Here is a 20140-nt window from a genome sequence, read left to right as displayed (position 1 = left end):
GCTCCGTGTTCTCTGGATCGGTACGCGCTGATAATGCTCGGCGGACGAGTTTTGTTCCCGTTCGGCCACCGGATTCTGCACCATCGACGCCGGGCTCGCGACACGACGGGGTGTCGTGCCGGTCACATATGGTCTGACCTGCGCAGACACTAGGTCACGGAGCGTGTCGACGGCGCCCGTTCCGCGGTGCGGACACGTGCGTGCCGGGGTCAACGAACGGCGGCGTCCGCCCCGGTCGACTCCAGCAGCGCGACGAGCTCCGCCTGCCGCTCCGGCGTGCCCGCCACGGTCATGTCGACCGTCGCGGGGGCGCCGTGCAGCCCGCTCACGCGGGCACCGGCCTCCGCGGCCACGAGGCCGCCCGCCGCCATGTCCCACGGGTTGAGCCCGCGCTCGTAGTACAGGTCCAGCGAACCGTCGCCGACGAGGCACAGGTCGATGGCGGCGGACCCCAGGCGGCGGACGTCCCGCACGCGGGGCAGCACCTCGACGAGGACCCTCGCCTGCTGCTCGCGGCGCTCGGCCGCGTAGCCGAAGCCGGTGCCGACGAGGCAGGTGGCGAGGGACGCGGCCCGGCGCACCTGGATCGCCGTGCCGTCCCGGTCGGCACCCTGCCCGCGGCCGGCGGACCAGGTCACGCCGTCGACGACCGAGTGGACGGCCCCGGCGAGCACCGTCCAGGAGGCCGGGTCGGGCTCCCCGGCGACGACGGCGACGGACACGGCCCACGAGCTGACGCCGTACAGGTAGTTCACGGTGCCGTCGATCGGGTCGAGCACCCAGGTCAGCCCGCTCGTGCCAGGGGTGCCCCCGCCCTCCTCCCCGAGCACGGCGTCCTCGGGGCGCTGCACGGCGAGCCGGCGCCGCAGCAGGTCCTCCGACGCGCGGTCCATCGCGGTCACGGGGTCGACGTCGCTCGACTTGGTGCCGGCGACCTCGACCCGGTCGGGTCGCCCGCCGCGCACCAGCGCACCCGCCTCCAGGGCCAGGTGACGGGCCAGCTCGCGCAGCGCGGTGACGTCGGGCTCGGACGGGACGGTCTCGGCGTGGCTCACGTGTCCATACTGCCGGACTCGCGCCCCCACCGGCCCGTCCATCCCACGCCGACGTGCGGGAAGAGCCAGCCCCGCCACAGCGACACGAGCCGGAACCCGAGGACGAGGACCGCCACGACGATGCCCATCCACCACGACCACAGGTCGGCCGACCACAGGGCGGCCACCGTCCCCGCACCGAGGATCGCCGGGCTGGCGTAGAGCTGGCGGTCGGCGAAGATCATCGGCACCTCCCCCACCAGCATGTCGCGCAGCACGCCCCCACCGACCCCGGTCAGCACCCCGACCACGGCGGACGGCAACGGTCCGGCCCCCAGCTCGAGGGACTTGGTGGTGCCCTGCACCACGAACAGGCCCAGGGCGGCGGCGTCGAGCACGATCACGCTGCGGCGCAGGCGGGCCAGCCCGGGGTGCAGCACGCACGTGACGAGGCCGGCGCCGACGGCGGCGGCCACCAGCGTCCAGCTCGAGATGCCGACGGGCGGGGTGTCCCCGATGAGGACGTCGCGCAGGATGCCCCCGCCGAGGCCGCAGACCCAGGCGAGCACGAGGACGCCGAACATGTCGAACTTCTTGCGCACCGCGGCGAGGCCGCCGGACAGGGCCGCGACGAACACCGCGACGAGCTCCAGCGCGGTCACGCCGACGGCCAGGGTCTCCATGGGGTCATCCTGCCCCGGGACGCGCCCCGGCGGGATTCCGCGGCACACCGACGCGCCTGCGTCCGGGTGCGCGGGGTCGGTGGCACCCTCGAACGAGCGGGCCCGCCGCGCGGGCGGGCTGCTGAGGAGGAACCATGGCCGAGCTGGAGCTCGTGACGTTGCACGAGGACGCCGAACGCCTGGTCCTGCGCGGCCCCGGCGGCGTCGAGCACACCCTGGCGATCACGGAGGCCCTGCGGGCCGCGGTCCGGCGCGACCGGCCGCGCACGGAGGCGTTGCGCGCCCAGTCCGAGGCGACGCTGCGCCCCCGTGAGGTGCAGGCCCGGCTGCGGGCGGGCGCCACCGCCGAGGAGCTGTCCGCGGAGTCGGGTCTGCCGCTGGAGCACGTGCGCCGCTACGAGTGGCCGGTCCTGACCGAGCGGGACCACGTGGTCGGTCAGGTCCGCGGGCACCGCGTGGACCCCGAGTCGGCCACGACGCTCGGCGAGCTCGCGGACCGCCGCCTCGTGGCGCGCGGCGTCGCGGACGACGACGCGACGTGGACCGCCCGGCGCGACGGCACGGCGCCGTGGCAGGTCGAGGTGCGGTTCGTCGCGGGCGACCGCGAACGGACCGCCACGTGGGCCTTCGACCCGCGCGGTCGGAGCGTCCAGGCCGTCGACGACGAGGCCCGCTGGCTGGGCCAGCCGGACGACCCGCTCTCCCCCGAGATCCTCGGCGTGCCCGCCGGACGTCCGGCCGCGCGCCGGCCCGTGGCGCCGGACGACGCCACCGACCGCCTCCTGGACGACCTGGCAGACCGCCGCGGCCAGCGCCCGGCGCGCAGCCGCCCGGGCCGCCCGGACGACGCGGCCTCGGGCCCCGCCGTCCCGGGACCCGAGGCCGCCGAGCCCGCCCCGGCGCGGATCGTCGACCTCGGCGCCCGGCGCGACGCAGGTCGTGCGGGCAGCCCGGAGCCGGTGCCCGTGGGCGCCGGCGACGCGGGCGAGCCCGACGCGGAGCCCGAGCCGGAGCCGGGTCCCGCCGGCGGCGGGTCGGCGGACGGCCGCCCGACCGGTGACCGGGACGACGAGCGGTTCCCCGGCCCGGACGACGGCCCGGACACCCGTGACGCGGCGACCGAGCGGCCACCGGTCGAAGCCCCCCGCACGGTGGTCGGCGAGGTGCCCGCCCCGCCCGCACCGCCGCAGGGCGCCAAGCCGGCGGCACGGCGCGGCGGGCGCAAGGGCCGCCCGCAGGTGCCGTCGTGGGACGAGATCGTCTTCGGCGGGGCCCGTCCCTCGTCCTGACCGGCGCCCGGCCGGTCAGGGCACGTCGAGCAGGGTTCCGGTGACCGGCGCCCGGTGGCGGGCGGCGTCCGCCGTCATCCGCCGCATGTGGTGGCGGCGGCACAGCACCTCGTACGCGACCTGCCCGGCCCCGCTGGCCACGTCCCCGACGACCACCTGGTCACCCTCGACCACCATGACGCCGTCGACGGTGCGCGCGTTGTGCGTGGCCCGGGCCCCGCACCAGCACAGGGACTGCACCTGGAGCACCTCGATGCGGTCGGCGAGCTCCACGAGCCGCGCCGACCCCGGGAAGAGACGGGTGCGGAAGTCCGCGGTGATCCCGAACGCGAACACGTCGATCTCGGTCTCGTCGACGAGCCGGGCGAGCTGCTCCACCTGCTCCGGGGAGTAGAACTGCGCCTCGTCGCACACGAGGTAGTCCACGACCTGCCCGCGGCGACGCTCCGCCTCGATGACGGTCCAGAAGTCGGTGTCGTCACCGACCTCGCGGGCGTCCACCTCCAGCCCGAGCCGCGACGACAGCCGGGCGGCACCCGCCCGGTCGTCGCGGGTGAAGATGATCCCGCGCCGGCCGCGCGCCCGGTGGTTGTGGTCGGTCTGCAGGGCCAGGGTGGACTTGCCGGAGTCCATGGTCCCGGAGAAGAAGACGAGCTCGGCCATGAATGGTCCTCCTCAGGCCGCGACGAGCAGCGGGACGTGCATCTCGGTGGGGGTGAGCGACCCGTGCACGCCGGGCATCTGCCGGGCCGGAGCCGGGTGGATCCGCGAGTCGACGACGGTGGCGCGACCGCGGGCGACGGCGATCACGTCGCCGATGCTTCCGCGGACGCGGTCGGCGACGGGCCCGAACCAGCCGGCCGCCACGGCGGCGGCGCCGGTGACGACGAGGGCGTCGTCGCCGAGGGCCTCGGCCCACCGGGCGGCGAGCGCGTCGACGTCGGCGCCGGGGGTCGCGTAGACGTGGCCGAAGCGCGGCTCGCCCCCCAGGAGCGCGACGTCCCGGTCGAGCTCGGGGCGGACGGCGACGTCGTGCTGGTGCGCGTGGTCGGCGGCCACCATCCCGTGGTCCGCGGTGACGACGACGAGCGTGCCGCGCGGCACGGTGCGGACGAGGCGGCGCAGCTCGCCGTCGACCTCCTCCAGCGCGTGCCCCCACTGCCAGGACTCGGGGCCGTCGCGGTGACCGGTCTTGTCGACGTCGCCGAGGTACAGGTACACCAGCCCCTCGTCGCGCAGCGCGCGCACGGTGGCGTCGACGGCGTCCGCGGCCCGCTCGGCGGCGACGTGCCGCGGGCCCCGCAGCGCGGCCCGCGTCATGCCGGACGCGGCGAACTTCGCCCGACCGGGCGCGACCACGGACAGCGCGGCGCCGACCTGCTCCAGGACGGTGGGCTCGCGCTGGAGGTCGAGCGGGTCCACGAACGGCCCGGACATCTTGGGGCCCGGCCGGTAGGGGTCGGACTGCTCCGTCCAGGACACGAGGGTGGCGAGGCCCCCGGTGGCGGGGTTGCGCTGGGTGTAGCCGAGCAGGCCCGTCAGGCCGGGCGAGGTGCCGGTGCCGAACGTCGCCAGCGCGGCGGCCGTGGTGGACGGCGCGCTGGTGGTCAGGGTGCGGCCGTCGCGGAGCAGCCCCCGCAGGAACGGGGCGTGGCCGCCGCGCTCGGCGAGGTTGTGCATGCCGAGACCGTCGACGAGGGCGACGACGACGCGTCGCGCCGCGGGCAGCCCGAGGGCGGCCTGGGCGGCCCGGGATCCCAGCCCGGTCGCCGTGGTGACGTCGAGGCCGAGGCTCCCGGCGACGGCGGGCAGGACGGCGGCCAGCGAGCCGGTGCCGTAGGACGGCGCCGTGAGGTCGTCCGGCAGGACGATCGCGTTCATCGGGCGGCGCGCCCGCCCGTCCCGGTGGCGGCGGACAGCTCGCGGGCGAACGCCATCGCGCGCTGCACGGCGTCCCGGCCCTCGGCGGCGCTGCTGACCCGGACCACGACGTCGTCGGGCGTCATCTGCCCGGTGAAGCCGTGGTCGGCGTCGCAGGCCGGGTCGGGGCACTGCGCGGGCTCGAGGTCGATGCGGGAGACCGCGCCCCAGCCGATCGCGAGGGTGAGCTCGGCGGCGCTGTCGCCGGGGCGGTGCTCGGCGGGCTCGGCGACCACGTGGGTGAGCGCCACGGACCGGATCTCGGCGAGCGGCACGGCCTCGGTGGTGGCGGCCGCGGACGACGGGTTCGCGGCGTCGCCCTCGTGGTCGTCCACGTGGGCGGTGACGAGCCGGGTCGGGGTCAGCGCGAGGACGGTGAGGTGACGGCGGACCTGGCTGTCGAACGTCGTCTCCGACTGCACGAGGTGCGCGAGGACCGTCTCGTCGGCGAGGGCGACGTCGACGACGTCGGTCACGAGGTCCGGGTAGTAGCCGGCCCGGTAGATGTGGGCGTCGAGCTCGTCACGCAGGTTCTTGCGGGTGGTCGCGGGAGGCACCCGGGCATTCTCCCACTGTCCGGCGGTCCGTGGCCATGGCGTGCGCCACCTGTGGACGCGCGTCACCCGGGCAGGGCCCGACGGAGCGCGTCGGCACGCCGTCCGGCGGGACGCAACCGTCCCGAGGCGTGCAGGACCGACGCCCCGGCGGCGCCCACCACGACGGGGTACAGCTCGAACGCGGCGAGCTCGGGCAGGTCGTCGGCCATGACGGAGACGCGGGCGAGCACGTCCTCCAGGGCGTCGACGTCGACGGGCGGGGCGCCGCCGTAGCCGTAGAGCCGCGGCGCGGCCCGCACGGTCGAGACCATGGCGGCGACGTCGACGTCGGTCAGCGGCGGGATCCCGTGGGCGACGTCGTCGAGCAGGTCGACGGCGTCGCCCGCCAGGCCGAACGACACCATGGGCCCGAACAGGGGGTCCTCCGCGGACCGCACGACGCAGGCCACGCCCTTGGGGGCCATGGCCTGCACCTCGAACGTCGGGTCGGTCTCGCCGAGGACGTCGCGCGCGACGGCGCAGATCCTCGCCATGTCGGCGCGCAGGTCGGCCGGGTCGGCGACGTCCAGCAGCACGCCGCCGAGGTCGGTGCGGTGCCGCAGCGCCGCCGAGGCGCTCTTCAGGGCGACGGGCCAGCCGAGCTCGTCGGCGGCGGCGACGGCCTCGTCGGCCGTCCGGACCCGGCGCGCCCGCCACAGCCGGATGCCGTAGCAGTCCAGCAGCGCCGCCGCGTCGTCCTCCGACAGGTCGTGCGCGGGCCCACCGGCCAGCCACCCCTCGACCAGCCGGCGCGCCCCGCGGGTGTCGATGCCGTCGGGCGCGACGTAGTGCCCGCGGTCCTCCGCCCGGGAGCGCGCGTGCTCGACCACCTTGCCGAGCGCGACGACGGCGTCCTCCGGCGTCGAGAACGCCGGGACGCGCACGAGCCCGCCGTCCGGACCGGGGGCGGCCAGCTCGTCCGGCATGCCGTGCAGCCCCAGCATCGACGCGACGGTGGTGCGTCCGGTCCGCGCCGACGCCTCCGCGACGGCGCGCGCGATCGCTCCGGTGCGGGGCTGGACCACGGGGACGTCGACGGCCACGACGACGTCGCACGCCCCGGGGGCGTACAGGGCGTCCACGGCCCGCGCGACGTCCTCCTCGCGAGCGTGCGCGGGCAGGTAGTCGCTGGACGCCGCCACGACGAGCCCCGCGGACGCGGCCGCCTCGGCGACCAGCGCCGCCAGCGCGGCGGACGACGCGAGGATGCCGACCCGGTTCCCGCCCGGCATCGGCTGGTGGGCGAGCACCTGCGCGACGTCCATGAGCTGGTGGGTGTTGTCCGCCTGGATGACGCCCGACTGGCGCAACAGCTCGTCGAGCAGGCGCCGCGGCGCCCGGGTGGCGCGCACCGCGTGCCCGGGGGGCACGACCTGCCCCGACCGGCCGGCCGTCGCCACGACCACCGGCTTGACGGCCGACAGCCGCCGGGCGAGGCGGGAGAACTTGCGCGGGTTGCCGATGGACTCCAGGTACAGGCACACGACCTCGGTGGCGTCGTCGTCCTGCCAGAACTGCATGAGGTCGTTGCCGGAGACGTCGGCGCGGTGACCGGCCGAGACGAGGGCGGACACGCCCAGCCCGCGGCGCTCGAGCGTCGCGGTCAGCGTGACCGCGGCGGCGGCGGACTGGCAGAAGAGGCCGACGACGCCGCGGGGCGGTGCCTGCAGCGCCAGCGAGGCCCGCAGCGCGGCGCCGGACGTCGTGGTGAGCATCCCGTAGGAGGCCGGGCCGACCACGCGCAGGCCCGCCGCGTGCGCGGTGCGCACCAGCTCGCGCAGCCGGTCGCGGCCCTCCTCCCCCGTCTCGGCGAAGCCGGCCGCGAGGACGACGACCCCGCGGGCCCCCGTGGTGGCGATGCGGCGCACCGCGGCCAGCGCGTCGGCGGCGGGTACCGCGAGCAGCGCGAGGTCGACGTCCCCGACGTCGTCCCAGCCGTCCGCGAGCGCCACCCCGGGGGGCACCGGACCCGGCGGGTCGAGGACGACGAGCGCGGTGTCGCCCGGGTCGTCCGCGGCGGCGTCCAGGACGCGACGGGCCAGCAGCGCCTCCGGGGTGTCGACGTCGCCGGGCGCCACGAGCAGGACGCGACGGGCGGCGAGCAGGCCCGCCACGGAGCGCGCGTCCGCGCGGTGCTCCCGGTCGGCCATCACGGCGCGCGACCGCTCGGTGGGGTCGAGGTCGATGCCGACGGACACGACGCCGTCGTCGAGGTGCTGGGAGATCTCGTAGCCGGCGTCCCGGAAGACGCCCAGCATGGCGGAGTTCTGCGGCAGCACCTCGGCGGTGAAGCGGCGCAGGCCCCGCTCGCGTGCCGCCGCGGCCACGTGCTCCAGCAGCACCGACGCCAGCCCCTTGCCCTGCAGGGAGTCCGCGATGTTGAACGCGACCTCCGCCTCGCCGTCGGTGATGGTGTCGAACCGCGCGACGCCCAGGATGTCCTCCCGCTCGGTGCCGTCGTCGGCAGCACCGGGCCGGACCGCCACCAGCGCGACCCGGGCGGTGTGGTCGACGTCGACCAGCCGCCGCAGCTCGCGCTCGGTCAGGCGCGGGAGGGGCGCGAAGAACCGGAAGTAGGTGGACCGTTCCGACTGCCCGGTGTGGAAGCGCTGGAGCGCGTCGGCGTCGTCGGGGCGGATGGGTCGCACGTGCATCGTGCTGCCGTCGCGCAGCACGACGTCGGCCTCCCACTCGACCGGGTAGTCGGGTCTGACGGCGTCCATCGCAGCAGGCTATCCGGTGCGCCCGACGCGCACCCGGACCGCAGGCGCCGGCCCGGCCGTGCGGGAGCGGCGCGCCGTGCTGCCCGACGGCGTCGCCGCCGCGCCGGCGGACCGGTCGCCGGTCGTCCGAGCCCGCTCGGCAGGCCTGCGCGGCCGCGTCGGCCCGTGGCGCTACGCTGCCCTCGAACGCCCGTACGGCTCGCGCCGCCGGGCGACCCGTCACGACGACCGAGCACCAGGAGCCGCACCGCATGGCGCGCACGAAGCCCGCACCGACCAGCGACGAGCCGTTCGACGAGAAGATCGTCGACATCGACGTCGCGCAGGAGATGGAGACGTCGTTCCTCGAGTACGCGTACTCCGTCATCTACTCGCGTGCGCTCCCCGACGCCCGGGACGGCCTCAAGCCGGTCCAGCGCCGGATCCTGTACATGATGGCCGACATGGGGCTGCGCCCCGAGCGGCCGTACGTGAAGTCCTCCCGCGTCGTCGGTGAGGTGATGGGCAAGCTGCACCCGCACGGCGACGCCGCGATCTACGACGCGCTGGTCCGGCTCGCGCAGAGCTTCTCGCTGCGCCTGCCGCTGGTGGACGGGCACGGCAACTTCGGCTCGCTCGACGACGGCCCCGCCGCGCCCCGGTACACCGAGGCACGCCTCGCGGCGCCGTCGACCGCGATGACGGCCGGGCTCGACGAGGACGTCGTGGAGTTCGTGCCGAACTACGACAACAAGCTCACCCAGCCCGAGGTGCTGCCCGCGGCCATCCCGAACCTGCTCGTCAACGGGGCGTCCGGCATCGCGGTGGGCATGGCCACGAACATGCCGCCCCACAACCTGGTCGAGGTCGTCGCCGCCGCCCGGCACCTGCTGGACCACCCGGACGCCACCCTCGAGGACGTCATGCGGTTCGTGCCAGGGCCGGACCTGCCCAGCGGGGGCAAGATCGTCGGCCTCGAAGGCGTCCGCGACGCCTACCGCACCGGCCGCGGCTCGTTCCGCACCCGCGCCACCGCGCGGATCGAGAACGTCACCGCGCGCCGCAAGGGGATCGTCGTCACCGAGCTGCCGTACACGGTCGGCCCGGAGAAGGTCATCGAGAAGATCGCCGACGGCGTCAAGGCGAAGAAGATCCAGGGCGTGGTCAACGTCCAGGACCTCACGGACCGGGCGCACGGGCTGCGCGTCGTGGTCGAGGTCAAGACGGGCTTCGACCCGGACGCGGTGCTGGAGCAGCTCTACCGCGCCACGCCGCTCGAGGACTCGTTCGGCATCAACAACGTCGCGCTCGTCGAGGGCCAGCCGCGCACGCTCGGCCTGCTCGAGCTGCTGCGCGTGTGGGTGGATCACCGCATCGACGTGGTGCGGCGCCGCTCGACGTACCGGCTGGGCAAGCGCAAGGACCGCCTGCACCTCGTCGAGGGTCTGCTCGTCGCGATCCTCGACATCGACGAGGTCATCCAGGTCATCCGGACGTCCGACGACGCCGGGGCGGCCCGCGAGCGCCTGCGGTCCGTGTTCGACCTGTCCGAGCCGCAGGCCACGTACATCCTCGACCTCCAGCTGCGCCGCCTGACGAAGTTCTCGCGCATCGAGCTGGAGTCCGAGAAGTCCGAGCTGGAGGCGGAGATCGCGGCGTTGGAGGCGATCCTGGCGGACGAGGCACGCCTGCGCGGCGTGGTGTCCGACGAGATGGCCGACGTCGCGGCGACGTACGGCACGCCGCGGCGCACCGTGCTGCTGGACTCGGCGGGCGGGACGGCCTCGTCCCAGGCGTCGGTCCCGGCGCGGGGCCGCAACGCCCCCGCCATCGACCTGGAGATCAAGGACTCCCCCACCCGCGTCCTGCTGTCCGCGACGGGCCTGCTGGCGCGCACCTCCGGGGAGGACGCCGGCGCGCCGGTCGAGCGGTCGGGTCGCCGGCACGCGCACGACGCCCTGCTGGGCGACGTCGGCACGTCCACCCGCGCCGAGGTGGGTCTGGTCACCTCGGCGGGACGGCTGCACAAGCTGTCCGTCCTGGAGCTGCCCGCGCTGCCCGCCACGGACGGCCCGCCGTCCCTGTCCGGCGGCGTGCCGGTGCGCGAGATGGTGTCGCTCGAACCCGGCGAGGAGCCGGTGGCCGTGGTGTCGCTGGCCGAGGACGCCCCGACGCTCGCGCTCGGCACCCGGCAGGGCGTCGTGAAGCGGGTGTCCGCCGGGGACGCCCCGCGCAACGGCGAGGTGTGGGACGTCGTGGCCCTCAAGGACGGTGACGTCGTGGTGGGCGCGGCGCCGGCGGGCGAGGACGACGAGCTCGTGTTCCTCGCCTCCGACGCGAGCCTGCTGCACTTCGACGCCTCGGCCGTGCGCCCGCAGGGTCGCGCCGCCGCGGGCATGGCGGGCATCCGGCTCGCCGCGGGTCAGCAGGTCGTGTTCTTCGGCGTCGCGCGGGCCGCCACGCGCGACCTGCACACCGTGGTGACCCTGGCCGGGGCCGCCGGCGCCCTGCCGGGGACCGGCGGTGGGTCGGTGAAGGTCACCCCGTACGAGCTGTACCCCGGCAAGGGGCGCGGCACCGGCGGCGTGCGCGCGCACCGGTTCCTCAAGGGCGAGGACGCCCTCGTCCTCGGCTGGGTGGGCGAGGGTCCGGCGCGGGCCGTCGGGTCCGGCGGCCAGCCGGTCGAGCTGCCGGAGGACAACCTGCGCCGCGACGGCTCCGGCGTGCCCCTGCCGGGCCCGGTGGCGGCGATCGGCTGACCCGGCCGGGCGGGACGACGGCGCCGGGGTCCCTGCGAGGCGCAGCGGCCCCGGCGTCGTCGTGTCAGCGGGCGAGCGCCGCGACGATCGCCTCGCCCAGGTCCTCCGGGCGCGTGAACATCGGCCAGTGCCCGGTGGGCAGGTCGACGATCTCGTAGTCGGTGTGCTTGGCCAGCTCCGCCACGAACGGGTGCCCCTGGTCCATGAGGTCGCGGAGCACGGCAGCGGGCATCTCGGACGCGATCACCGTGGTCGGGACGTCCCGGCGGGACAGGTCGTCGCTCAGCCGGTACGCGTCGCGGACGGTGCCTCCCGGCTGCGGCACGGCACGGTCGCGGAACTCGGCCCGCAGCTCGTCGGTGAGGTCGACGAGCGACTCGTCCTCGATCTCGCCCCAGTCCGGCAGGACGTGGTCGACGACCTCGGGGGGAAGGTCGGCGTCCAGCGCCTGCCCGTCCCCGAGCGGACCCGAGTCGACGTACACCATGCGGGTGATGCGGCCGGGTCGGGCGTCCGACGCCGCGTAGACCAGGCCACCGCCGGCCGAGTGCCCGACGAGCACCACCTCGGCGTCGGCGGGCAGAGCGTCGACCGCCCCGACCACGGCGGCGACGTGGTCGGCCAGGGTGATGCCCGCACGGTCGTCGTCGACCGACGCCAGGCCCGGCAGGGTGAGCGGGTGCACGGTGTGCCCGGCCGCGACGAGGGTCGGGGTGACGGCGTCCCAGGCGGACGCGTCCAGCCAGAAACCGGGAACGAGGATGAGGTTCATCCCTCGACCCTAGGTGTGACCACCGACACGTCCAGGTCTCGTGGGCACGCCCGCCGTCGGCCGCCGCCCGGTGGTTGGATCACCGGTGTGACGACGTACGAGTTCTCCGCGGACCCGGCCCGGCTGAACACCGCCTGGGTGCACGAGATCCTGTCGACCCAGTACTGGGCGCTGGGCCGGTCCCGCGCGGTGCAGGACGCCGCGGTCGCCGGCTCGCGGAACTACGGGGTCTACGCCGGCGGCACGCAGGTCGCGTACGCCCGAGCCGTGACGGACGGCGCGACGTTCGCCTGGATCGCCGACGTCGTCGTGCACCCGGAGCACCGCCGGCAGGGACTGGGCACGCTGCTGGTCGACGGGCTCATGGCGGACCTGGAGGCGCTCGGCCTGCGGCGGGTGCTGCTCAAGGCGTCACCCGAGGGCCACGACCTCTACCGCAAGGCCGGGTTCGACGGGCTCGACGAGCCGGACGCCTGGCTGCTGCGCCGGCTGTCCTGACCGCCAGGGGCCGCGACCGCGAGCACCCCGGCCACGAGCAACGTCTGCCCGGCGAGGTAGGTGAGCATCACCCAGAACCCGGCGGCGGGCGGGGCGAACCAGTCCGTGAACGCGCCCAGCGCGATCATCGCGTCGGACACGAGGAACACCGCCCCGCCGATCGCGGCGAGGCGGTGCACCCCGGTCGCGAGGACCGCCATCGTGCCCAGGCACAGCGCGTACCCGACGACCGCGACGGCCAGCACGCCGGGCGCCCCGGGCAGGCAGAGCCCGACCAGGGCGACCGCCGCGACGACGTACAGCGCGAGCACGGGCGGCCGGTGCAGCACCGACGCGCGGTGGTACGGCCTGAACGCGACCGCGTAGACGACCTGCGCGACGAGGAACCCGCCGACCATCGCGAGGAACGCGGCATCGCCGTCGAACAGGTCGGGCAGCGTGTCCCCCACCCACGAGAACCCCAGCGCGACGAGCACGAGGCGGACCAGGCGCGGGCGGGGGGCCGTCGTCGCGCACCACAGCACGGCGGCGAGCGCCGGCATGAGGAACCACTGGGTGCGCCCGGCGAGCACGTCCTGCCCCGCGAGCTGAGCGCCCAGATGGACCGCGGCGAGCACACCGAACAGCGCGGCGGCCAGGAGCGCGGGACGGCCGGGGAGCGCCCGGCGGGCGTGGACGACGTCGGTCACGCGCGCAGCGTAGCGGTCACAGCTCGATGCTCAGCATCCGCGAGCCGTGGGTCTTCGTGAACCCGAGGCCGGCGTAGAGGCCGGTCGCGCCGGTGGGGTTCTCCGTGTCGACGTCCAGGCAGGCGAACTCCATGCCGTCGCCCTGCATCGCCCGCATCCCCGCGACGAGGGCCGCCGGGGCGCCCCGCCGTCCGCGGTACGCGCGGCGCGTCCCCAGGATCGCCGTGTACCCGAACGAATAGCCGCGCACGGCGAAGTCCTCGTCGTAGCGCTCGTTGAGCGCGTACGCCACGACCAGCGGCTGCCCGGCGCGCAGCGCGTCGGCGGTGGCGGCGTCGGTGTCGGGGTCGGCGAGCAGGGCGTCGACGTCCGGGGCCGGGTCGACGACGAGCGCGCCCCACTGCGGGGCGAACCCGGTGCGGCCGTGCGTCCACTGCTCGGGCGTCTGCGGCTCGCTGCCCCAGTGGTCGCGGAACGCGTCGTTGTGGGCGAGCCGGGTCGCCTCGTCGAGCTCGGCGGAGAACGGCACGAGCCGCAGCCCGTCGAGGCGGATGTCGGGCAGGGGCTCGGCGGTCTCGCGCAGGTCGCGGCGCAGCTCGGAGTAGAAGCGGCGTGGCGTGAAGCCGGCGTGGTCGAACATCCGGGCCTTCGCGGCGGGGCCGTCGTCCTCGGCGTAGGCGGCGATCCGGGCGGGCAGGTCCTTGCCGGAGGCGGCCAGCACCTGACGACCACGGGCGACCTGCCAGGCGAACAGCTCGCGCCCGATGCCCTCGCCGCGACGGGCGGGGTGGACGCCGCCGAACAGCACGACGCGCACGGTGCGCGTGTCGCCCGGCATCGACTCGACCTGCGCGTACGCGACCAGCGCGCCATCGGCGTCGTGGCCGAGCAGGGAGTCGGTGTCGAAGCGCCGCCACGGCGCGTCGAACATCTCGGTGATCTCCGCGAGCACCTCGCGGTACGGCTCCGCGTCGGCCTCGGCGATGGTGTTGCGCAGCTCGAGCAGCGCGGGGGCGTCGGCCCGGGTGGCCGGCCGCCAGGTCAGCCCCCCGGCGGTGATCTCCGGCAGGGACGCGGGGGCGTCGGCGCGCTGCACGATCGGCGCGAGCGGCGTGGACGTGTCGAGGCTGGGCATGGTGCGAGGCTACGTCTCACCGGTCGGCGCTCGCACGGGAAATAGCGGGTCCGCGACTACCCTGTGGTGGTGACCGTCTCGCTCGACCTCGCCGCTGCCGATGCCCGTTCCACCGCCCTGCGGGAGGCGTTGCGCACCCGCGTCGTCGTCGCCGACGGCGCGATGGGCACGATGATCCAGGCGGCCGACCCGTCGCTGGACGACTTCGAGGGGCACGAGGGCTGCAACGAGGTCCTCAACGTCACCCGGCCGGACATCATCGCCTCCGTGCACGACGCCTACCTCGAGGTGGGCGTCGACGCGATCGAGACGAACACGTTCGGGGCGAACTGGTCGAACCTGTCGGACTACGGCATCGACGACCGCATCCGAGAGCTCGCCCGGGCGGGCGCCGCCCTGGCCCGCGAGCGTGCCGACGCGTTCGCGACGCCGGACCACCCGCGCTGGGTGCTGGGCTCGATGGGGCCGGGCACCAAGCTGCCGAGCCTCGGGCACACCACCTACGACCACCTGCGGCGCACGTTCGCCGAGCAGGCGATCGGCCTGCTGGAGGGCGGCGCGGACGCGCTGCTCGTCGAGACCAGCCAGGACCTGCTCCAGGCGAAGGCTGCCGTCACGGGCTGCCACGACGCGATGCGTGCCGTCGCCGACGGCGGCGCGGGGCGGTCCGTGCCGGTCATCGTGTCGGTGACGGTGGAGACCACGGGCACGATGCTCATGGGCTCGGAGATCGGGGCGGCACTGACGACGCTGCAGGCGATCGGCGTGGACGCGATCGGCCTGAACTGCGCGACGGGCCCGGACCAGATGAGCGAGCACCTGCGCCACCTGGCTCGGCACGCCGAGATCCCCGTGACCTGCATGCCGAACGCCGGCCTGCCGGAGCTCGGCCCGCACGGCGCGGTCTACCCGTTGACCCCGGCGGAGCTCGCGGCGGCGCACGAGCAGTTCGTCGGCGAGTTCGGCCTGGGCCTGGTCGGCGGCTGCTGCGGCACGACGCCGGAGCACCTGGCCCGCGTGGTCGAGGCGGTCCGCGGACGCGCGCTGCCCGAGCGGCGCCCCGAGCGGGAGAACGGCGTCGCGTCGCTCTACTCGCACACGGACCTGTCGCAGGACGCCTCCTACCTGGCGATCGGCGAGCGCACCAACGCCAACGGCTCCAAGGCGTTCCGCGAGGCGATGATCGAGGAGCGCTGGGACGACGTCGTCGACATCGCCCGCGCGCAGACCCGCGACGGCGCCCACCTGCTCGACGTCTGCGTCGACTACGTGGGTCGCGACGGCGTGGCGGACGTCCGTGAGGTCGTCTCCCGGCTCGCGTCGGCGTCGACCCTCCCGCTGGTCATCGACTCCACCGAGCCGGAGGTGCTGCGCGCCGGGCTCGAGCTCGTGGGCGGGCGCGCCGTCGTCAACTCCGTGAACTTCGAGGACGGCGACGGCCCGGGCTCCCGGTACGCGCGCATCATGCCGTTGGTCCGCGAGCACGGCGCGGCCGTGGTGGCGCTGACCATCGACGAGGAGGGCCAGGCCCGCACCACGGAGACGAAGGTCGCGATCGCGTCGCGGCTCATCGACCAGCTCACCGGCGACTGGGGCATGCGGGTGGACGACATCATCGTCGACGCCCTGACGTTCCCCATCGCGACCGGTCAGGAGGAGACCCGCCGCGACGCCATCGAGACGATCGAGGCGATCCGCGAGATCACGCGCCGCTACCCCGGCGTGCACACCACGCTCGGCGTCTCCAACGTGTCGTTCGGCCTCAACCCGGCCGCCCGCACCGTCCTCAACTCGGTGTTCCTGCACGAGTGCGTCCAGGCGGGGCTCGACTCCGCCATCGTGCACGCCGCGAAGATCCTGCCGCGCACCGCCATCCCCGACGAGCAGTGGGAGGCGGCCGAGGACCTCGTGTGGGACCGCCGCCGGTACGACGACGAGGGCAACCTCGTCCACGACCCCCTGTCGCACCTGCTGGAGACGTTCTCCGGCGTCGACTCCGCGGCGCTGCGCGACCAGCGCGCCGCGGAGCTCGCGGCGCTCCCCGTGGGCGAGCGCCTCGAGCGACGCATCGTCGACGGCGCCCGCAAGGGCCTGGAGGACGACCTCGACACCGCCCTCGGCGACGGCATGAAGGCGCTCGACATCGTCAACACCCACCTGCTGGGCGGGATGAAGGTCGTCGGCGAGCTGTTCGGCTCGGGGCAGATGCAGCTGCCGTTCGTGCTGCAGTCCGCCGAGGTGATGAAGGCGGCCGTGGCGCTGCTGGAACCGCACATGGAGAAGGCCGAGGGCGCCGAGGAGCAGAGCAAGGGCACGATCGTGCTCGCCACCGTGCGCGGCGACGTGCACGACATCGGCAAGAACCTCGTCGACATCATCCTCACCAACAACGGCTACACCGTGGTCAACATCGGCATCAAGCAGCCGGTGGCCGCGATGATCGAGGCCGCCGAGGAGCACGACGCCGACGTCATCGGCATGTCCGGCCTGCTCGTGAAGTCGACCGTCGTCATGCGGGAGAACCTCGCCGAGCTCGCCTCGCGCGGGTACGACCAGCGCTGGCCCGTGCTGCTGGGCGGCGCCGCCCTGACCCGCACGTTCGTCGAGGACGACCTCGCCTCCGAGTTCCCCGGCACCGTCCGCTACGCCCGCGACGCGTTCGAGGGCCTGCGCCTCATGGAGCCGCTGGTCGCCATCGCCCGCGGCGCCGATCCCGAGTCCGTCGGCCTGCCCGCGCTGCGCAAGCGTCGCCACGGCGTCGTCACCGTCACCGAGACGCCCGCCGAGGACCTGCCCGCGCGGTCCGACGTCGCCGCGGACAACCCGGTGCCCACTCCCCCGTTCTGGGGCACCCGCGTCGTCAAGGGCATCCAGCTCGCCGACTACGCCGCGTACCTCGACGAGCGGGCCACGTTCATGGGCCAGTGGGGCCTCAAGCCCGGACGCGGCGACGACGGCCAGTCGTACGAGGAGCTCGTCGAGACCGAGGGCCGCCCCCGCCTCGCCGCGTGGCTGGACCGGATCCGCACCGACCAGATCATGGACCCCACCGTCATCTACGGGTACTTCCCCGTCTGGTCCGAGGGCGACGACCTCGTCGTCGCGCACCACGGCCCCGGCCTGGCCGGCGTCACCGCGCCCGACGGCGGCTCCGGCGGCCAGCCCGGCACCGAGCGTCTGCGCTTCACCTTCCCGCGCCAGCGCCGCGACCGGCACCTGTGCCTCGCCGACTTCGTCCGCCCCCGCTCGTCCGTGGAGGAGACCGGCCGGTACGACGTGCTGCCCATCCAGCTCGCCACCGTCGGCGACACCGTGTCGGCGTACACCGCCAAGCTGTTCGAGGCCAACGCCTACCGCGAGTACATGGAGCTGCACGGCCTGTCCGTCCAGCTCACCGAGGCGCTCGCCGAGTTCTGGCACTCCCGCGTGCGCGACGAGCTCGGCTTCGCCGGCGAGGATCCCACCGACGTCGAGGGCATGTTCAAGCTCGACTACCGCGGCGCCCGGTTCTCCCTCGGCTACCCCGCCTGCCCCGACATGGAGGACCGTCGCAAGGTCGTCGAGCTGCTGCGCCCCGAACGCGTCGGCGTCACCCTGTCCGACGAGCTCCAGCTCCATCCCGAGCAGTCCACCGACGCGTTCGTGCTGCACCACCCCGAGGCGAAGTACTTCTCCGTGTGAGCCTCGGGTGGCCCCCGTCCTGCACCGCGCCTGCAACACGAGCTTGGTCCCACGGCTTCGGCGTGCCGGACGAGTTCTCCCTGGGACCGCGCGGAAGATGTGCATGTGTCGCACAACGTACGCCGATCACCAGAGCGCGATCGGCCAAGCCGTGTCCGCCTGCACCTGCCGGACTGGATCTGGGGTAGCAACATCCCTGGGTTTCTCGCCGACGCCGGATTTCGCATGTCGGATCGCAACGACAGCGGCGATGCCGAGGTCCAGACGGAGGAGAGTTACTACCGCCGAACTCCCGCCTTGGTCGAGTCCGGACCCGTCCTGTCCGCGACAGGCCGATCTATGGGAAGCGCTGCCTGGCTCAGCACCTTCGACGATCCATCGATCGAGGGCCGAATATACGACAGGGTCAGGGAACACCCCCAGTGGGCGGCGGCGAATACGGGCAACCCTCTAGTTGACGTTGTCGAATGGGCCAAGCGTGCGGCGATGTTCATCCCGGGTACGCACCTTGTTGACCAGGCCAGAGAAATTCACAGAGCGCTGCTCATGGCCACCATGGAAGACACAAACGAACTCGCCTTTCCCGGGGCGAGCATCTTAGCTGTTCGCCGGTCACCAACCCTGCTTCACCGGGTAAAGCTCCAGGCCGTCCTCCTTCGGGTGTTCGCCGACGCTCGCCTTCGTGGTGGCGACACCTCCGAACTCAAGAAACACTCCGCCGACGGCAATCTGGTCTTCGGTGCCGGCAACAGCCTCACTACCGGCGTGATGATCCTCGACGCCTACCTGTTGCCATTGCTGGCCGCGCTGACACCACACGTATGGGCGTTTCCGGTTCTGCGCATCAACGGGACGCTCTTGTGCTCGTTCGGCAGAGCAGTTTCTGGGGCCAGCCAGGCGCCGTCCGGATTGCTCGATACCCTCCATATCCCCGGGCGATCTGAGCCTGTCGACGTCGTCGAATTTGTGGATCCGTCCGCACCCGAAGCTGCCGTGCACTGGTGGGCCGGCGCCTTGAACCAGCTGTTCGGAGTCGTCACCGACCCTGTTACGTTCGCCGACAAGGGTACGGCGTTCGACGTCGACCTCGCGTTCCAGACGACGCTTACGGTCGAACAGGTCTTTCGCCGCGTCGGCTCTAGTCAGATGGCGGATGGAGACGTGTTCGGCCGTCGTGCGGCCATGTTCAACGCGATCGACGCACTCGAGGGCCTCCTTGGATACAACACCTCGTTGATGCTGTCTCCAGATCACGCTCGCAAGATCCTCGAGCGGCTCGAAGCGATCATTCCGGCACCCGCAGCAGAGATTTTGCTGCCGGCAGCCCGTCGAGCGGTCGCAGCGCTCGAGGACGTTGCAGCCGGGTTCTATCTTCATAACGCGGACGGAACGATTCCGGTCGGCCCGGGCAGACCTGCACTTCAGCCAAGAGCCGCGGCCGCTAAGTACATGTACTTGCTACGCAACTCAACACACGGCTTCTCCGGAGGTCACGCGCACAGCGACGACGGAGCTGCCCTGCTGGGTGCTCACACCGGAGATGTCCACCACGACGTAGGACTCCTCGGCTGGCTCTACATAGTTGACCTTCTTTCGGACCCGGCGAGGCTGCGCAGAATCCTCAGCGGAAGGGCCCGAAGATAGAAGGAATGCACCACGGACAGGCGACATCTGACCTTCGTACATGCGGCACTGCTGGCATCCTGGAGTGACCCGGTGTTGGCCGTATCCGGCCGGACCGGGCCACTCAGTTCCTCAATACTGGAAGTCGGCCAACGTCTGCCGCCATTCCCCGTCAAGAGTTCGCTGATGCAGACCCCAGGGCTCTACCTAGAAGCGAAGTTCTTCCGTGTGATTCCTGGGCGGTGTGGTTTCACGCCTCCTGCGGGGTGCGAACGGTCGCATGCTCCGGGCTGGCCGCCGCCGGTGCGGTGCGCGGCCAGGTCCAGGCCCACCGCACGACGAGTCCGAGAAGGACCAGCTCCACGAGGACGCCGAGGCCGTAGAAGTACAGCCAGGACTCGCCCACCACGTTGAACGCCGTGACGGGGACGTAGAGCAGGGCCACGACGAGGTTCGCGATGCGGTTCGCCCGGGCGGGCAGCGTCGTGGACAGCACGACCATGAGGATCGGGACGGTCATGAGGGTGAGCGCACTGGTCGAGAAGGTCTGGGAGAGGTCGAACTCGAAGACCCTGTCGTCGAGGATCTCCTCGACGACGCCCGGCGTGAAGAAGTTGAGGATGTCCACGTAGGCGTAGAGGAACATCAGGCTGGCCCACGCGGCGGCGAGCTTGGCGCGGACCGGGACCGGCTGGTCCTCCAGCGTGGCGGGTCGGTGCGTTCTCATCATGTGCTCCGTTGCTCTGGTGCGGATCGGTG

15 protein-coding genes are annotated in these 20140 nt (G+C 73.8%); 5 read left to right on the top strand and 10 right to left on the bottom strand.

What is annotated here, in order from left to right:
• Nucleotides 1–209: 209 nt before the first annotated feature.
• Entirely contained in the window at nt 210–1055 is an 846-nt protein-coding gene (locus tag I598_RS02135; protein ID WP_068200872.1) for an inositol monophosphatase family protein, read from the bottom strand.
• Complete coding sequence (locus I598_RS02130; RefSeq protein ID WP_068200870.1) at nt 1052–1717, bottom strand: trimeric intracellular cation channel family protein; 666 nt, start codon at nt 1715–1717, stop codon at nt 1052–1054. The genes I598_RS02135 and I598_RS02130 overlap by 4 nt, the downstream gene beginning before the upstream one ends.
• Nucleotides 1718–1851: 134 nt before the next feature.
• Here I598_RS02130 and sepH point away from each other — a divergent pair, with 134 nt between their 5' ends.
• Nucleotides 1852–3006 (top strand): septation protein SepH, encoded by a 1155-nt coding sequence (gene sepH / locus I598_RS02125; protein ID WP_068200867.1) that lies wholly within the window; start codon nt 1852–1854, stop codon nt 3004–3006.
• A gap of 15 nt (nt 3007–3021) precedes the next feature.
• On the opposite strand, the gene I598_RS02120 is transcribed toward sepH, so the two are convergent.
• The 4 genes from I598_RS02120 to I598_RS02105 form a co-directional block, all read right to left on the bottom strand.
• Nucleotides 3022–3669, bottom strand: coding sequence for a thymidine kinase (locus I598_RS02120; RefSeq protein WP_068200865.1), 648 nt, complete (start codon nt 3667–3669; stop codon nt 3022–3024).
• Nucleotides 3670–3681: 12 nt separating this feature from the next.
• Nucleotides 3682–4887: an alkaline phosphatase family protein gene (locus I598_RS02115; RefSeq protein WP_068200863.1), complete on the bottom strand. Its 1206-nt coding sequence runs from the start codon at nt 4885–4887 to the stop codon at nt 3682–3684.
• The gene (locus tag I598_RS02110) at nt 4884–5483 is read right to left on the bottom strand and encodes a DUF5998 family protein (RefSeq protein ID WP_068200862.1); all 600 of its coding nucleotides are present in this window, start codon (nt 5481–5483) and stop codon (nt 4884–4886) included. The genes I598_RS02115 and I598_RS02110 overlap by 4 nt, the downstream gene beginning before the upstream one ends.
• Before the next feature lie 62 nt (nt 5484–5545).
• The gene (locus I598_RS02105; protein WP_068200860.1) at nt 5546–8245 is read right to left on the bottom strand and encodes a GNAT family N-acetyltransferase; all 2700 of its coding nucleotides are present in this window, start codon (nt 8243–8245) and stop codon (nt 5546–5548) included.
• A gap of 251 nt (nt 8246–8496) precedes the next feature.
• On the opposite strand from I598_RS02105, the gene I598_RS02100 reads away from it, so the two are divergent.
• Nucleotides 8497–10983 (top strand): DNA gyrase/topoisomerase IV subunit A, encoded by a 2487-nt coding sequence (locus I598_RS02100; RefSeq protein WP_068200858.1) that lies wholly within the window; start codon nt 8497–8499, stop codon nt 10981–10983.
• A 64-nt stretch (nt 10984–11047) separates the two neighbouring features.
• On the opposite strand, the gene I598_RS02095 is transcribed toward I598_RS02100, so the two are convergent.
• Complete coding sequence (locus I598_RS02095) at nt 11048–11755, bottom strand: alpha/beta fold hydrolase (protein ID WP_068200856.1); 708 nt, start codon at nt 11753–11755, stop codon at nt 11048–11050.
• An 87-nt stretch (nt 11756–11842) separates the two neighbouring features.
• On the opposite strand from I598_RS02095, the gene I598_RS02090 reads away from it, so the two are divergent.
• Nucleotides 11843–12253, top strand: coding sequence for a GNAT family N-acetyltransferase (locus I598_RS02090; protein WP_198155733.1), 411 nt, complete (start codon nt 11843–11845; stop codon nt 12251–12253).
• Here the strand turns inward: I598_RS02090 and I598_RS02085 are convergent.
• Both I598_RS02085 and I598_RS02080 read right to left on the bottom strand, forming a co-directional pair.
• Nucleotides 12187–12942, bottom strand: a complete 756-nt coding sequence (locus I598_RS02085) for a lysoplasmalogenase (protein WP_068200854.1) — start codon at nt 12940–12942, stop codon at nt 12187–12189. The genes I598_RS02090 and I598_RS02085 overlap by 67 nt on opposite strands.
• Nucleotides 12943–12958: 16 nt before the next feature.
• Complete coding sequence (locus I598_RS02080; RefSeq protein WP_068200852.1) at nt 12959–14077, bottom strand: GNAT family N-acetyltransferase; 1119 nt, start codon at nt 14075–14077, stop codon at nt 12959–12961.
• A 69-nt stretch (nt 14078–14146) separates the two neighbouring features.
• Between I598_RS02080 and metH the strand changes: the two genes are divergently transcribed.
• Together metH and I598_RS02070 are read left to right on the top strand one after the other, a co-directional pair.
• Nucleotides 14147–17758: a methionine synthase gene (gene metH, locus I598_RS02075; RefSeq protein WP_068204770.1), complete on the top strand. Its 3612-nt coding sequence runs from the start codon at nt 14147–14149 to the stop codon at nt 17756–17758.
• A 105-nt stretch (nt 17759–17863) separates the two neighbouring features.
• Nucleotides 17864–19402, top strand: a complete 1539-nt coding sequence (locus I598_RS02070; protein WP_198155732.1) for a hypothetical protein — start codon at nt 17864–17866, stop codon at nt 19400–19402.
• 229 nt (nt 19403–19631) lie between these two features.
• Here I598_RS02070 and I598_RS02065 read toward each other — a convergent pair whose 3' ends face one another.
• Nucleotides 19632–20108: a DUF6326 family protein gene (locus I598_RS02065; RefSeq protein ID WP_068204768.1), complete on the bottom strand. Its 477-nt coding sequence runs from the start codon at nt 20106–20108 to the stop codon at nt 19632–19634.
• Nucleotides 20109–20140 lie beyond the last annotated feature (32 nt).

The sequence above is a fragment of the Isoptericola dokdonensis DS-3 genome, from assembly GCF_001636295.1.
GTDB lineage: Bacteria > Actinomycetota > Actinomycetes > Actinomycetales > Cellulomonadaceae > Isoptericola > Isoptericola dokdonensis.
The sequence above is the reverse complement of the archived record's forward strand: the minus strand, read 5'-3'. Positions and strand labels throughout refer to the sequence as shown.